Below are 15,789 nucleotides of genomic sequence, written 5' to 3' on the forward strand. Positions count from 1 at the left end.
TCGACGCCGCCGGCGCCCGTTGTTCGAACTCGCTCTCCCCCGGATCGCGTTGCGCGAGCCGGCGCAGGCCGAGACCGAGCACGATGCCCACCACGAGGGCGGTTGCGCACCACACCCCGATCCACGTCAGGACGGTCGTCATCACCCTCGGCCGCGACTCTCCCGTGAGCCCGCCGGACGCCCTGTCGCGCGTCTCCTGGGCATCAACTCGTGTCTCCTCGGCACGCGATCGGTCTCCTGTACCGCAAGTCTGCCCGACCGCCGCATCATGCTCACCGTCAGGATGTGGCACGTGACCTCGACCTAGCCATGCTGCGTGGAGAACCAGGCGTCCCTCGCCATCGAGGCGAAGCCTTGATACGGGTCCGGGTCGGACAGTGGAAAATCCACCCGCCAGTTCGCGTCAGCGCCTTCGATCGCGCTCACGTCGGCGTCGAAGAACGCCACACCTCGAAGATACCGAAGCTCCCTGGCGTCCACCGGCAGCGTCCGATAGAAGTCGCCTTTGAAGCGAGAGTCGTGCACGTCGTAGACGGTCCCCACCTCGCCCACAACAAAAGGCTTCCGCGGACCGAAGGTGTCGTGCAGATTTGTTTTGCACGGCTTCTCGTCGGCACACGTTCCGCGATATCCGAAGAGGTCTGAGAACGTGGCCGGCCCGGGCCGCAACGGGCTCGAGTAACATGATTCGTCGTTCACTAGGCACCTATTGTATCGATCCGAACCGACCCAGTCGACATAGGTGTCACCAGGATACGAATCCACGGCGCATTCGCGATCCGCACCCTCCTCCGGAGTGAACCAGAAGCCGACATTTGTCGCTCCGTTGTCGCGGAAGACGTCGACCATGTGCCGCCAGGCCTGTACGAATGGATCGCCGCAACTGTTCACGCCGCCGTTTTCGGGCCCGGGTACCGCACTCGTCACCGAGGAGGGCCAGTTGAACTCGACGAACGGCCGGAGCATGATTCGGTGTGGCGCGAAGGAGGCGAAGTACCGCGCTGCCTTGCGCAAGATCTCGTCCGCGGCGCCGCTGTTCATCTGACTGATCGTGTAACCCGGGGTCCAGCTCACGACCGGGAACGAACCATTATCGATGATCCACTGCTCACGGCGCGGCGAGAAATCCTCTGGATCGTAGATCCCGTAGACGCCGTCCCAGTAGCCGTTGTTGCCGTACTCGATCTGGATGCCATCGAACGTCCGCTCGAGGTCCTGCTGGCGTTGACGGATGGCCATCTGTACCTGCGGCCACTCGACCCCGACACCGGCGTAGTACTCGATGAGGAACGCACCCGTCCGCCCTGGAACCAGATTGTCGTCGCCGAGCGGGCCGGTGAAGTACGAAGCGGGGCAGGCGGTCCCGTCGCTGTTGGTGCACGCTGAGGCGTGGCCCGCCGGCGGCTGTGGGCCCGGCGGACGGCTCTCGGGCCGGAGGGCGAAGAGCGCGAGCCCACAGACGACGAGACCTGCGATCGCAATCGCTCCGTAGCGGAGAAGGCGACGCGGCCAGCGGCGCTGCGACACCCGTCCGTGACGCCTGGGTCGCCGAGTAGGCACGTTCCGAGCCTAGCCGCTCCGACAGAGTGCCCGGCGGATCGCCGCGTCGCAGTTCACGGGCCGAGGAGCCGGTTCCTGAAGTCGTCCGTCCCGACGGTCGCAGACCAGGCCCGCGCCGCCTCGACGTACTCCTGCCGGTCCTCCATGATCCGGGTCATCCCGACGCACACCCCGGCGACCGTCATCGGCACAGCGGCGCCGACGCCGGTCGCTTCGACCACCCGCTCGAGCCATCCTCCCTGCGGCACCAGCACTGGTGTACCCCGTGTGCAGGCCTCGCCGAGGACGCCACTCGGCGAGTCGTTGTCGTGCAGGAGTGCGACGACATCCACGGCGGACAGCCCGGCACCGTACTCGTCCGGATCCAGGAAGCGGTCGACCAGCGTCATCCGGTTCTCGGCGCACAGGATGACAGCCGTGGGATCGGTCTCGACGAACCGCCGCACGTCCGGCGCGAGATGGCCGGCCACGACGAGGACCACGTGCGGGAGCTCGGCGACCGCCTGCACCAGGAGCGGTAGGTTCTTCCTGGCACTGACGACGCCGAACACACCCACGACCGTGTCGGGCCCCTCCGGCGGTAGCCACTCCGGTAGCTGGGGTGCATCCGCCTCCGACCGAGGCACGGGGTCCCGCACCGGCGGCAGACCCGGGTAGCCGCGGCGACGCTCGATCACCCCCAGGGCGTCGGTCAGGAACAGCACCCGCACACCGGGCAGGCGCCGAAGCATCTGGACGAGCAGCGGCTTGACGGCCGTCGTCAGGCGCAGCCGCTCGGGCCCCCCGATGGTCGCCGTTCTCATCAGCAGCAGCCGGATCTCGGGCCGGGTACGCCGCAGGATGGGTCTTCGCCGCAGGAGGGGAACCACGTACTTGTCCCCGTCCGGCACGACGAGCAGCCGCGCCGAGGCGGCGGTCGCCCACCTCAGGGCCGAGTCGAGGACCTCCCGTCGAGAGGCTGCCTGCGGAAGTGCCACGAACCTGGTTCCCGTCGGTCGGAGGTGCGTGGCGTACTCGTTCGACTCCACCGCCTCACGGGTCGTGAGCAGGACACAACGGTCCGGCCCGGTAGCGGTGACGAGATGTTTCACGTACCGGAGGCGGTGCCCGGTCGGGTCCGTCTCGAGCACGCAGACGAGGTCACGGGATGACGACTCGTCGGACGACCTCACTCTTCAGTCCCTTCGACATGGCGCGGCACCCGACTCGGCCCGAACACACGAATCGCGAGACGCGTGAGGATGTAGATCTGGCTCACGACGAAGCCCACGGCCGCCCAGACCGCGCCGCCGAGCACCGCTGCTACGTAAGTGACCACGAGACCGGTCACGAGACCGACCGTGATGGTCACGCCGACGAAGTGCTCGGCCTTACGGTTCTGCAGTACCAGCGCCAATCCCTGGTTGAGGGTCGACAGAGCGGCGCCGATCGCCAGCACCGCGAAGGTCGTGCCCGACATTGCGAACTGATCACCGAGGATCCACGGAATGATCGTCGGCCCGACAGCAGCGGCCACGAGCGGCCCGACGCACAGTCCCAGCGCGGTCAGGCCGATCCGCCGCTCCTCGCGACGCAGCTCGGCCGGATCGTTCCGGGCGCGGGCCAGCCAGGGCGCGCCGACAAGCGCCATCGACCACGACAGAAAGAGCAGTGGCCCGAGCAACCGACCCGCGCCGGCGTAGATGCCGCCTGCCCCGGGCCCCGCCCCGAGTGTCACCGCCGGCGTGTCGAGCTGCTGACCGATACCTGCCAGCGAGACGATCCCGAAGGAGTAGGAGCGCCTGTGCACCGACAGCAGATCGGCCTGCGACGAGGCACCGTGCCGGTTCCGCCGCAGTATCGAGTAGTCGATCGCGGCCTCCAGCGCGAAGCTTGTCACGAGGCCGATCGCGAGGGCGCGCTGCGCTGGCAGCACGACGAGGAGGCCGAGGACGACGGCCAACCCGACTGCCCGGCCGATGAGCTGGGCAGACACCGCTTTGGTGAACTTCTCCTGCATCCGCAGAAGCGCGTTCGCGGTCTGGGCCTCCCACACGGCCCAGCCGACGACCCCAAGTACGAGCCCGTCGATCGGCTGACGCATGATCAGCAGACTTGCTGCCACCGTCGGTACGACGAGGAGCAGCACCAGCCGTCGCTTGGCGGTCACGAGTTGCCGCGCCCGGAGGAAGGTCAGATCACCGCCGCCGACCTCCCGGATCGTGTAGCCGGTGAGGCCTACATCGAAGATCGTCGACGCAACCGTCGCGATGGCGTAGCAGGTGGCCACGAGCCCGAGCTCGGCCGGCTCCATCTGCCGGGCCGCCGCCACGTACGTGAGGCCGACGAGGACCTGGCCGACGACCAGGGACCCCGCCACCGAACCGATCCGCCCGACCAGGACCTTGCCGGTCCGGAGACCCGCACCGGTCACGACCCGGCCTCGGGTGAGCGCGACAAGCCGTCGTCATGCGGCACCGACGGCCACGGAGGGCAGGTGCGCGTCATCACGGTCCTCCCCCACGCGAAGGCCGGGGGCCACCGACCCCGGTCCGTGTCGCCGCCAGGCTCTCGACCCAAGCACAGTAGGCAGCCGCGGCGGCGTCCGGCGAGAGGTTTGCCCTCATGTAGGCGAGGCCTCTCATGCCCATGGCACGCCCCCGAGGGGCGTCCCGTCCCAGCCGCCACACGGCGGCGTGGAGCGCGTCGGGGCTCCCGGGGTCCACCCTGACACCCGCCCCCGAGCGCGAGATCTCGGCGCTGGCTGCGCTGTGCGACGCGGTGGCCGCGACGATCGGCCGACCGGAGGCGAAGTAGGACGTGAGTTTGCTTGGTACTGACATCGCGGCGACGGATGGCGCCTCATTGAGCACCAGGACGTCGGCGGCGGCGAGGGCGTCCTCGAACTGGCCGTCCGGCAGCGGGTCCATGAAGTCGAGGCTCTCGACACCCATCGCTGCCTCCTCGAGGTGGCGGCGTTCGCCGCCCGCTCCGAGCAAGACATAGCGGACGCCTCCCGGCGAGCTGGACGCGAGACGAGCGGCGTCGACGACATTGCCGAGCCCCTGCTTGACCCCCATGTTTCCGGCGTGCAGAGCGATGATTTCCCACGGCGCCCAGCCCAACCGCTTCCGGGTCGCTGCAGGGTCGGCCGTCGAGGTCCGGACGTGCGACCAGTTCCGGATGATTGAGAGCCGCTCCGACGCGATGCCGAGTTCGACGAGGTCGCGTGCGAAGTTCTCGTGGATGACCGCGACGCCGTCGGCTCGGCTCAGGAGCGCGCGCTCTAGCTGCGCGCCCATCTGTGCCCAGGCCGGGGAGGCCAATCCCGTCTCGGCGAGCGCGTGGCAGTACAGGTCCTGGGTGACGACACCCAGCGCGGTCCTTCCCGCCGAGCGCCAGCGGATTCCGGCAGCGACCGAGAGCAGGACGGGGCTGACTGCTATCACAACGTCGGGTCGAGGGCCTCGAAGCACGGCGGCGTGCACCGAGAAGACAAGGTCCATCAGGACGCGTCGCGATGCGGTCGGGACCGCAGGTACCGGGTGACGGACGCGTTGCACAGCGATGTCGCCGTCCCGGTGCTGTGTCCGCAGGCCCGTGTAGCCCGTCCTGACCTTCCACTCCGGGTAGTGGGGATATCCGGTGATGACGCGGACGGAGTGCCCCGCGGACGCCAACCCACGAGCCATGCCTGTCGTGTAGGGAGCGTTACCAGTGGACTCGGGCGCGTAGTGCATGCCGATGACGAGCACCTCGAGTCGACGTGATGTGGCGTCTTGGAACACCGGTCGGGCGATCTGCTCAGCGGCCACGGGCGAACACGACCTCGGCGACGGTGCGCAGGAGGATCTTCAGGTCCAGCCACAGCGACCAGTTCTCAATGTAATAGTTGTCGAACCTCGCTCGGTCAGCGATGGGAACGTCGCCGCGCAGTCCGCTGACCTGAGCCAGCCCGGTCAGCCCGGTTCGCACCCGGTGTCGGTGTCCATAGATCGGAACCTCTTCCGAAAATTTCGTGACGAAATGCGGCCGCTCCGGACGCGGCCCGATGAGAGTCATATCGCCCCGAAGCACGTTCCAGAACTGAGGGAGTTCGTCCAGTCCGGTGCGACGCAGAATCCTGCCGACGGTACCCACTCGCCCGTCGTTTGCGATGGACCAGCGCGTAGCGGCCTCCTCTCCGGAGGCTGGCTTCATTGTCCTGAATTTGTAGCAGGTGAACCGCTCACCAGCCCGCCCCACCCGCTCCTGACTGAAGAGCACACCCCTACCTCCTTCGAGTCGCACCGCGAGGGCACAGGCGAGGAGCAGTGGCGTACAGACAACGAGTGCCGTCGCGCTGAGGAGGATGTCGAAACCCCGCTTCACCAGGGCCGCCGTCCCGTCGAGACGCGGCGGCAAGATCCGGGTCACGGGAATCGAGCCGATGTGGTCGCCGACACCGACATGGCGGCAGAACTGGTGCAGGCGGGGGACGATCATGAGGTCGCATCGAGCGCAGTCCGGATGGCGTAGCACGTCGAGGAGCCGCGACTCGGACGTGTCGTCGTCTGCGACGATCACGACGTCCGATGCAGTGGACCGGACGACTCTAGCGAGGTCGCCCACCCCGCCCAACCGGTGACTGACGGAGCCGGCCGGGCAGCCCTCCTGCTCATCGACGAACCCGACGGGAAAGAGACCGTATTGCGGATACCGGGTGAGAAGTCCGGCGAGCTCTGCTCCGAGCATCCCGCCGCCGACGATGACGGTTCGATGTGCGACGACACGCCGCCGCCGCCCCAGAAGGATGAGCTGATTGGTCACGACTCGTCCGGCCACGACCAGCCCGATCCCGACGACGGCCGACACCAGGAAACCAGTGACCTCGGCCTGCTCGTGGCGCAGAGCGAAGACCGTGGCAACGATCGCGCCAGCCGCGAGCAGCCGGCCGAGGATGATCGGCAATTCGTCGAGCACGCTGACGTGGAGACGCGCCCGATAACGGCCTCCACCGGTCAGGAGCAGCAGGGACAGTGCCGCCATGGAGAGGACGCCCTTCGCGTGCTGCGGGACCCAGATCGCCGGCGCACTCAGGGCGAGGAGGTCGACGGGAAGGACGAGCATCCAGGCCTTGATCCGTTTCGCCGACCGGACCCCCGCGACGGGCCGCACCTTCGGCGCGGGCCCTTCCCATTCTCGGGGATCGGCGACGATGCGGGGACGGTCGAACTCGACAGCACCGTCGCGGGACTCTCCGGAGGAGAGCCGCGGCGGTGGCGGGGCCGGAGTCGGCGGTGTCATCGGTTCCTCTACTCTCACGACGACTCGCAGCGGCCTCGGCGCATCATCTGTGGTGCCGGCTCCGCAGACACAGTCCGGGACGCATTGCGATGTCGCGCCTCCGGAGGCTTGCGGGCCAGGGCCAGCAGGCGTGTCGCGAGTCGGCGTGTCGGGCTGTTCTTCGGGGCCCCGACAGCCGACAGCACGCGGTGGCGCGCCGCGGTCACGGGTCGGCGTAGTTCTCCACGCATGACGTCGCTACGCCGTACGACACTGCGGTTCGAGCGCCGCAGGTCCTCGATGAATCGGCGCTGGATACAGGCGGCCTCCCGGCCGAGCGCGAGCGTGTCGGTACCCGCCTCGATGCGGAAGCTGCAGAGGGTGTCAGGTATCCCGACGAAATCGCCGTGCTCCAGCAGCCTGAGCCAAAGGCTCACATCGACGGAGAAGAAGTCTTCGTGCTCGGGGAACCCGCCGGCGTCGGCGAAGGCACGGCGCCGGAACAGCACGTTCCCGGGATTGCCGATCGGGTTCCCGCCGTGGCGGACGACCCTCCGAAGGACGACGGACCGGCCCTGCTTCCCGATGAGATCCTGATGTCGGAGGGTCCTGTCGCGCGCAACAACCTCGCCCTCGCCATCGATGACGTCGTGCCTGGCGCTGACCATCGCCAGCCCCGGGTCGTTGGCCAGGACGTCCCACTGGCGCGCCAGGCAATCCGGCCGAAGGAGATCGTCCGCGGGCAACACCTTGATGAATGGAGCGCGCGACGCCGACACGACCCTGTTGAAGTTCGCCGTTGCGGGAATCGTTTCGACGCTCTCCAAAACACGGATCCGCGGGTCATCGAACGATCGCGCGACGCCAAGGGAGCCGTCCTGGCTGGCGTTATCCTGTATGACCAACTCGAAGTCACTGAAAGTTTGCCCGAGGACACTCCGGATGGTCTCGTAGACGAACCCCTCCTTGTTGTAGAGCGGTATGCAGACGGCCACTGCCGGCACGTCGTCGTTGCCGTTCAGGCGGATCCGAGACAAGTACGCTGAGTCACGACCAGGCTGCATCGAGCGGCCTCCGATCCACCATGGAGCGCATCACTGCCCCGATCACCTCGCACCCGATAGCTCCAGCGTAACAGCATTGCTCCATTCGAGACAGCGGCATGTTTATACCGTTTCGGTTCGCAACTTGGCGGTTTCGGAGCGTGAGGGCGTCGGCCCCCGCGTTTCCGACACGACGCCGGCGAACAAGATCGCGAGGGCGATGGCGAAACCCTTGTCCTCCAGCCACGGGCCGAAGGGAATAAGCACGACGAGCACACACATCCATCCACGCGCGGCGGTGAATGCGGGAAAACCTCCGTACTGTGCCCGTATTCGCCGAACAGCAACGACAGCCGCGAGCAGGAAGGCCGCGATGAAGAACATCCCCGCCAGCCCGAACTTCGCCGGCACGATCCCGGGAGCGTCCAGGTTGAACGTCAGTTTCTCGGGAGCCGGGTACAGGTGCCCGGGCCCAGTGCCGAGGATGGGATGGTCGGCGAAAGCTTCGGCCGTCCACTCGTACGCCTGCTGTCGCTCGCCGAAGCTGCCGTCGCTCGCGGCCTCACCGGTGAGGACGGCCTCGGCAGAGCGGATCCGATCGCTGAAGAAGGTCGGATCGGATACGACGACATGCGCGATCAACGGTGCCACGGTCACAAAGGCGAGAAGGATGCACAGGACGAGACTTGCCATCCTGCGCGGCGACACCGCCGAAGGCTTGGCCAGTCCGACGACCCCCACTACTGCGGCGAGGAGGACGATGTTGGTCCGTGTTCCGGAAAGGAGCATGACGACGAGGATGATCGTCGCCACGACGACCCAGCCGACCCGGCCTCGCCGCCGGGGAAGACCGGCCATCGTCACGGCGTAGGCGAAGCATAGAGCGACGATCACGGCGCTCGACAGGACGAATCGTCCGAAGGGCAGGGCCGATACTTCGCGCCTGGCCAACCACTCGGAGGTGACGCCCACGCTGACGACGACGCCCAGCAGGACCATCCAGACGTCGTTCCATCTCCGGGTGATGCGCTCGCCGGCGGCGATTCCGATCACCGGGAGCACCGTCAGCAGGAAGTACGGGAGAGCGTCGCGGAACCAGAGCTCGAAGGAGGCACCGTTCGCGCGGGCGACCAGGTAGGAGAATGCGAGGTAGGCGGCCAGCGCGAAACTGGCCAGGATGAACGGTCGGTACTCGCGGCGAAGGGCGCCACTCGCGCCGCACACCCCCCGGAGGCTCAACGCGAAGCACAGCACAGCCAGGCCGAGATAGGCGTACTTCAGCAGGCTCAGGGTCGACTGGAACACCACGAGGGCACCTGTCACCGCGATCACGAGCCGACATTTCGGCCCGACGAAGCACAACCCCGCTACGAGAGCGATCGCAGCAACGAGCAGGAAGAGCGTCGCGTCGGTTCCGACGATCACACCTGTCCCCACGGCAACCATCGCGACGGCGGCCACCATCGGCACGGCGCCGCGCCGTGGCAGCGGCGTCGGGCCGGAGGCGGTCAGGATCGTGGATGACGGGACCGGTAGGACCGACATGGCTTCTCCGTCACCCACGCTGTACGGGAAGGGAGTTCCTCGAGCCGTTCGTTTCCGCCGTCTCGCTTCGTTCGGCGGCTTCCGCTTCGGGATCCGCTGCGTTGTGCTGCGGGCGGTACAACTGCGTCCACGGAACGGCCCCGAGGCCGCGGCCCGACGGTAGCCGGAAGCGCGTATCCCGGATGACGACCAGCACGGCGCCGAGGATCGGCGCAGACACCGCCCGCAGACCCTCGGCTGCCGACGCAAGGGCGGCGTGCGTGCCGACACCCGACCGACAGACCAGGACGGCGCCGTCGCCGGCGGCGGCGAGGACAGCTGCGTCGGTATACGGGTCAAGCGCCGGCGAATCCACCAGCACGGCGTCGTACTTCCCTCGAAGCTCCGCGAACACCGTCTCCAGCGGCTCGGCGGTGAGGACGTCACTCGGGTTCGCCATCGCTGCGCCCGCGGACAGAAAGTGCACTGTATCCTCCCACGGACGCTGGATGGCGTCGCCGACCCGCACCTTCCCGGACAGCACCTCTGCCACACCGGGCGACGTGGCGAGCCCGAGCCGCTCGGCGATCATCGGCCGTCGGAGGTCACCGTCGACGAGGAGGACCCGGAGGCCACCGGCGGCCAGGGTCGCGGCCAGGTCCACGACGAGCGTCGTCTTGCCCTCACCCGTCAGTGCACTCGCGACGACCACGACCTTGGGCGCCTGCCGCTGCGAGCCGAAGCGCAGGTTGGTCCGGAGCTTGCGCAGATCCTCCGAGGACGATCGGGGCAGACCCGACGGCTGCGCCTCATCCGGCTGCGCCTCATCGTCCGTCGTCGGCGCGCGACGGCGCCGGACGTCATAGGTAACCGTCCCGAGCACTCGCGCGCCGGAGGCAGCGGCGAGGCTCTCGCGCGTCCGGATCGAGGTGTCGAGCGTGTTCCGGACGAAGGCGGCGGCTACACCGATGATCAGGCCCGCGAGCAGCCCCAGCGCGAGCGTCAGGCCCAGCCCGGTCGAGGACGGAGACCTCGGTGGCGGTGCAGGTTCCACCATGCGCAGAGCGACGGTCGACTGCCCGAGCTGGGAGTTCCGGGTGAGCTCGGCCGAGACCTGGACGAACTCGTCGTACACCGTGTTGGCGATGATGGCAGCGCGGTCAGGGGACCGGTCGACGACCTCGAGGTCGATGACCTGCGAGTCAACCGGGGTCGATGCCGTGATCCGCTTCGACAGGTCGTCCGGTGAGTCCGGAAGGTCGAGCCGCGCGACGACCTGCTCGGCGATACGGCGACTACCGAGGAGGATGACGTACGACTTGACGCGCTGCAGAGACAGCTGTGCTCCGTAGGCTGCCGACGCGGCGTCCTCCGCTCCCGTCGCGGACACGTACATCGACATTCGAGCGGTGTACTCCGTCGGCCGTACCGCATAGGTCGCCAGGGCGGCGACCAGGCAGACAGCGACCGCGAAGGCCACGATCGCCCAGCGCGCGCGCAGAATCCGGAGGTAGTCCTTGATCGTCACGATGCGCTCACAGTGGAGGGTTGCGCCGCACCGAGCGTGGCGCTGAGGTGATCGGCCAGCCGGAACGCCAGCGCGATGATGGTGAGGGTGGGGTTCGACGCGCCATAGGTCGGGAAGACCGAACTTCCTGCGACATAGAGGTTGCGCGTGGAGTGCACTCGGCAGGCGGCGTCCACCACGCCGAGACTCGGGTCGGCGTTCATTCGGGTCGTACCCATGTGGTGGTGCATCCCTTCCACCAAGGTCGGGCGGCGCGTGTTGTCCAGCGTGGATTGCACTCGGCCGAGTCCCCGTGCCTGCAGGGCAGACCCCACGATCGCCAACGAGGTCCGGATGGAGTCGACATCGGAGTCATCGAAGCGCCAGTGCACGTCCACGGTCGGAAGACCGAGGTCGTCGCGATCGACACCGAGGCTGACTCGCGAGTCGCGGTGGGGCGCGTGCTCCGCCTGACAGCGGATGGTCAGTGTCCGCTCCCGAAGGCCGCCGCGCGCAACGGAGTGAAGGACGTTCCCGATCCCGGTGACCACCGATCCGAGGTGCGCTCCAGCACCCTGCATCATCGGCTGCCGCCGGACGGCTTTGCGCAGCGTCGCAACAGAGCGGAGCGCTTCCGTCGTGACGAGGGCGGGACGAGGCTGGATCTGAAAGGTACAGTTGCGCAGCCCCAACTCCCGTTGCTTCTCGTCGGTCAGCCTCAGGGCCCCCCGAAGCAACGTGTGCCGAACTTGATGCGGGGTGTAGAACCCCAGTGTCCCCAGGATCTCGGGCCGCGTCACCACGACGTGCCCACAGTGTGCCGAGAGGCGCTCGCCGAAGAACCTCCCCACCAGGTCGTGGTCGTTGCCGATGCTGCGCCCGTCGTCTCCCAGAAGGAGAAGCCGCGCATTCTCGATACCACCTGCGGCGAGCACGACCACGCGGGCCCGGACGGCCAGGCGTGAGCCGTCGTCACGCAGTACGCGAACGCCGTCGACCGCTCCGCCGGCCGCCGCGGCGATCATTCCCACAACTCGGGTGCGCGTGAACACCTGGACGTTCGGTGAGCGGGTCAGCTCGGGAACAGCGTGCTGGAAGAGTGGTTGGGCGAAGTGGAACACGGTCGTGTCGACCCCGCAGCCCTCGAGCCCGAGCACAGGCGTCCGCGCAGGATCCGACCACGGCTCAGGCTCGTAGTCGTAGGTGTCGAGACCGGCTGCGGCTTGGGCTCGAGCGTAGGACGACTCGAGTTGATCGCGGGTGAAGGGCCAGCCGGACAACGGCAGGCTCGGTCGCTTCTCGAAGTCGACCGGATCGAGCGGCCGGACTGCCCAACCTTCGTTGCCCAGCTTCGGGTGCCGCAGCGTGCCGCCGACCACGCGGACGCGCGAGTCGTGCAGCCGCTGGAGCGGGTACCCGGAGACGGTGCCCCGGCTCTGCCGCTGAATTCGAGAATCGATGTCCGCTGCGCCGCTCTCGATCAGGCAGACACGGAGCCGCGAGTGGCCGAGCTCCCTTGCGATGGTGATCCCTGCCGGTCCACCGCCGACGACGCACACATCAGTACTGATCTCACGGGTGTCGGACGAGCGCCACGCCTCGGACTGGGATCCCACGGTCATCCTCTCGTCACTGAACGATTGCACGGGGCGACGTGCCCGTCGTCCGGGTCGGGAGCAGGACGGCCGGCGTGTCCGCGGTGGCTCCCACGTACGAACCGATACCCGATCGCCCGGATCCGACCAGCAAGGCCGACTGGCAGGAGGGTCAGGATTCGCCTCTGCAGGGGAAAACGATGAGCTAATAGGGCCGAGTCGAACTTCACGGACGGCACGCGTGCTTCGGGATGGTCCAGCGGGAACCTGACGGGGTCGAGCGGGACACCTGCATCAGGAGCCCGGGGGTTCCTGGTGTGAGTGGCGGCAGGACCGAACCCCACATTATCGATCATGTTCCCGGCCGGAATCACAGAGACCCCGTTCCGGCTCAGCATGGCGAAGGTCCATGCGAAATCCCAGGCGTCGATGCGACCTGCGCGGACCAGGTCGAAGCGCCGCCGCGCCATCCTGAACTCGACAGCCGGCATCTCGGCGCGCAACTTCCGACGCACCGCTGGCGACGTCCACGCTTGCAGGTCGGGATCGTAGTGGCGCCACGCTCGACGCCAGGTAGCCCAACCCCACGTGGGCGAGGACCGGCTGAACACGTAGCTCGGCCCGGGATCCAGCCGATCGACGATCGGGTTGTGCCCCCCGATCATCATGACCTGGTCGTCCCGCTCGTAGCGCTCGAGCAGCTCGGCGCAGAACGGGAAGAACTCGGCGGCCGGGATACAGTCGTCCTCGAGGACGATGCCCTGAGGCACCTGCGTCAGGAACCAGGTGATGGCGGTCTCGGGCCCCTTCTTGCAGCCCAGGTTCGCCTCCTGGAACTGCAGTTCGACCTCGCAGTGCCAGTCGATGTCGCCGATTGCCGCCCGGGCGTCCGCGCACCGCTGCACATCGTCCGGCACGCGGAGCCGGGGCCCGTCGGCGGCGACGAAGATGTGGCGCGGTTTGACTTCCCGGAGCGCATCGATCAGACGGCGCACCATGTCGGGGCGGTTGAACACGACGAGAAGGACGGGAACGTCAGCGGCGTCCATCGGCATGGCTCGGATACCTCCCCTCCCGTGCCCTCTCATTACGGCAGGACCCCGGGGCCAGTCCACTCTGAGCTGGCTGAGTCTCACTCGCTCGGTCACGAGGTGGCGTTACCACGGGACGGCCGAGGGGACGGTCGACGGGCACCGTCATGCCCGCTCGAGCCAGATCTCCCGCCAGTATGCGTAGATCGCCCGAGGGCACTTGCGGTGGAAGTCGCTGGTACAGACAACGTTGTCGAGCACGATGCACGGGTTCCGCAGGTGAGCCATCCGGCCGGTCTTCTCGTCGATGATCCGCTCGACGCGACGGAGGACGCGCGCTTCCCGCCCGCAGTACTTCAACATCTCTCGGTCGAACGACAGACCCCGGTTCTTGTTGTCCTTGTCGAGCGTGCGAACTATCTCCTCGACGGGCTTGATGCGGACCAGTTCGCCCGGGCGGAGGTCGAGACTTCCCGAGGGGGTGCGCTCCAGACCGCCTTGGATGAAGGGGTACCGCACACCGTCACGGATACGCAGGGCCCGGGGCAAGAGGCGCTTGCTGAGATCCTGGTACTTGTTGAAGAACCCGACGAGGACGCTTCGGGCTGTGGCGAGGGCGCCTGCATTTCCGGACCGGACATCCCGGACATACTGTCGGAGGTCCCAGTAAGGGAGGTATTCGGGCGCCGCTCGCATCAACTCCGTCGCCTGGCACACGAAGGCCTCTTCGCCTGGGGCGCCGGCCCGTCGTGTCGTGGCCGAAAGTTCCCCAGCGCCGAGACGCCCCGCGACCTCCCTGATGTCCGCCTCGCCGGCATCAGGGGGATCGACGCGCTTCAGCCAGGCCTCCTTCCAGTACAAGAAGCAGCCGGCCTGGCATCCCCCGTGTGCCGAGCCGTCGCACCGCGTGTCCGCGAGGTGGACCGCACCCTCCATCCGATACATCCCGGACCAGTCGATCGTGTCGCAGACCTTCACCGCGAGCTTGTCGACCCGAAACTGCCGCCCGCAGAACTTGAGCATCTCCGGCATGAAGGGGAGCGCCTCGAGCTCACCACGCTCGTCGAGTGTCGCGAGGATCTCCGCCTCGCTGCGCACCTCGACGATCTCGCCGACCCTGAGGCCGAGCGGGATCGCCTGCCCCTTCGTCGTTGCCTGCTGCATTCGCTTACCCCCTGAGATCGACGAGGCCGCCATCGGCCCGCAGTCACGCTGCGTTACACAGGGGTCACCAGCGGGCAAGGTCTGCCGCGCGCCAGAATTAGCCCATTCGGCGGCAAACGGACATCCTCGTCACGACGAGTCACGGAAAACCGAGTTATACCAGGCAAGGCGCTGGGCTGCTAGACCGATCGGTGATCCAACCAGGCACGTAGCGTGATCGCGCTGAAACAATCGAGCTCGGGGGTAACGCTCGCGCTGACCACCCCGAGTAGCCGAGCGTCGGCGCGTCGAGAGACCGCCGAACCACCGAGGTTGGGGGGCATCAGATGAAGGTCGTGCTCTTCTGCGGCGGCTACGGCATGCGCATGCGGGACGGCGGCTCCAGCACACCTAAGCCCATGGTCCCGGTCGGCCCCCGGCCACTGCTATGGCACGTCATGCGGTACTACGCCCACTACGGCCACCGGGACTTCGTGTTGTGCCTGGGCTACGGCGCCCAACAGATCAAGGACTTCTTCCTCCGCTACGACGAGGCGGCATCCAACGACTTCGTCCTTCAAGGCGGCGAGGTGCACCTGCTCGACAGCGACATCTCGGACTGGCGCATCACCTTCGTCGACACCGGCCAGGATTCCGCCATCGGCGAGCGGTTGCGAAGGGTTCGCCCCCACCTTGAGCACGAGGCCATGTTCCTGGCGAACTACGCGGATGTGCTCACCGACGCTCCGATCGACGCGATGGTGTCCCAGTTCGAGGCGAACCCGACAGCGGTTGCGCAACTCCTCGCAGTGCCCCCGCAAGCCGCCTTCCACGTCGTCGACCTGATCGAGGGGAATCGGGTGGAGTCGATCACCGCGCTGAAGGATATGGCGATCCAGGAGAACGGCGGATATCTCATCCTCCGACCGGAAATCTTCGACTACATCCCCGAGGGGGGTGACTTGGTGGGCGACGCCTGCGCAGCGCTCGCCAAGGAGGGCAGACTCGCTGCCTACCCCTACAGCGGTTTCTGGCATCCCGCCGACACGGTGAAGGAGCGGGTGGCGTTGGAGGCGCTGTACCAGGCGGGAAGCACGCCCTGGATGCCCTGGCGCCAGGTCGCCCTTTACTAAGGTGAAGCT

12 protein-coding genes are annotated in these 15,789 nt (G+C 67.5%); 1 reads left to right on the plus strand and 11 read right to left on the minus strand.

Translation table 11 applies throughout. The features are described 5' to 3' along the window. Positions 1–303 precede the first annotated feature (303 nt). The 11 genes from AB0B41_RS01445 to AB0B41_RS01495 form a co-directional block, all read right to left on the minus strand. Positions 304–1,527: a glycosyl hydrolase gene (locus tag AB0B41_RS01445; protein WP_358197660.1), complete on the minus strand. Its 1,224-nt coding sequence runs from the start codon at positions 1,525–1,527 to the stop codon at positions 304–306. A gap of 86 nt (positions 1,528–1,613) precedes the next feature. Then, the gene (locus AB0B41_RS01450) at positions 1,614–2,537 is read right to left on the minus strand and encodes a hypothetical protein (RefSeq protein ID WP_358197662.1); all 924 of its coding nucleotides are present in this window, start codon (positions 2,535–2,537) and stop codon (positions 1,614–1,616) included. Between the two features lie 191 nt (positions 2,538–2,728). Then, the gene (locus tag AB0B41_RS01455; protein ID WP_358197664.1) at positions 2,729–3,973 is read right to left on the minus strand and encodes an oligosaccharide flippase family protein; all 1,245 of its coding nucleotides are present in this window, start codon (positions 3,971–3,973) and stop codon (positions 2,729–2,731) included. Positions 3,974–4,046: 73 nt separating this feature from the next. Beyond that, a complete protein-coding gene (locus AB0B41_RS01460; protein WP_358197667.1) occupies positions 4,047–5,354 on the minus strand; it encodes a glycosyltransferase in 1,308 nt (435 codons plus the stop codon). Next, the gene (locus AB0B41_RS01465; RefSeq protein WP_358197669.1) at positions 5,344–6,825 is read right to left on the minus strand and encodes a sugar transferase; all 1,482 of its coding nucleotides are present in this window, start codon (positions 6,823–6,825) and stop codon (positions 5,344–5,346) included. Before AB0B41_RS01465 ends, AB0B41_RS01460 begins: the two co-directional genes overlap by 11 nt. A 14-nt stretch (positions 6,826–6,839) precedes the next feature. Further along, positions 6,840–7,808, minus strand: a complete 969-nt coding sequence (locus AB0B41_RS01470) for a glycosyltransferase (RefSeq protein ID WP_358197671.1) — start codon at positions 7,806–7,808, stop codon at positions 6,840–6,842. Between the two features lie 162 nt (positions 7,809–7,970). Beyond that, positions 7,971–9,392, minus strand: a complete 1,422-nt coding sequence (locus AB0B41_RS01475; RefSeq protein ID WP_358197673.1) for an O-antigen ligase family protein — start codon at positions 9,390–9,392, stop codon at positions 7,971–7,973. Between the two features lie 10 nt (positions 9,393–9,402). Then, positions 9,403–10,899 (minus strand): polysaccharide biosynthesis tyrosine autokinase, encoded by a 1,497-nt coding sequence (locus tag AB0B41_RS01480; protein WP_358197677.1) that lies wholly within the window; start codon positions 10,897–10,899, stop codon positions 9,403–9,405. After that, positions 10,896–12,500 carry a GMC family oxidoreductase gene (locus AB0B41_RS01485; protein WP_358197679.1) on the minus strand — a complete coding sequence of 535 codons (1,605 nt, stop codon included), beginning with the start codon at positions 12,498–12,500 and terminating at the stop codon, positions 10,896–10,898. Before AB0B41_RS01485 ends, AB0B41_RS01480 begins: the two co-directional genes overlap by 4 nt. Next, on the minus strand, positions 12,497–13,528 hold the full coding sequence (locus tag AB0B41_RS01490; protein WP_358197681.1) for a hypothetical protein: 1,032 nt from the start codon (positions 13,526–13,528) through the stop codon (positions 12,497–12,499). Before AB0B41_RS01490 ends, AB0B41_RS01485 begins: the two co-directional genes overlap by 4 nt. A gap of 141 nt (positions 13,529–13,669) precedes the next feature. After that, positions 13,670–14,668 carry a hypothetical protein gene (locus AB0B41_RS01495; protein ID WP_358197684.1) on the minus strand — a complete coding sequence of 333 codons (999 nt, stop codon included), beginning with the start codon at positions 14,666–14,668 and terminating at the stop codon, positions 13,670–13,672. Positions 14,669–14,994: 326 nt separating this feature from the next. Between AB0B41_RS01495 and AB0B41_RS01500 the strand changes: the two genes are divergently transcribed. Further along, on the plus strand, positions 14,995–15,780 hold the full coding sequence (locus tag AB0B41_RS01500; RefSeq protein WP_358197686.1) for a glucose-1-phosphate cytidylyltransferase: 786 nt from the start codon (positions 14,995–14,997) through the stop codon (positions 15,778–15,780). Positions 15,781–15,789 lie beyond the last annotated feature (9 nt).

It is taken from the genome of Pseudonocardia sp. NPDC049154, assembly GCF_040648315.1.
Taxonomy (GTDB): Bacteria; Actinomycetota; Actinomycetes; order Mycobacteriales; family Pseudonocardiaceae; genus Pseudonocardia.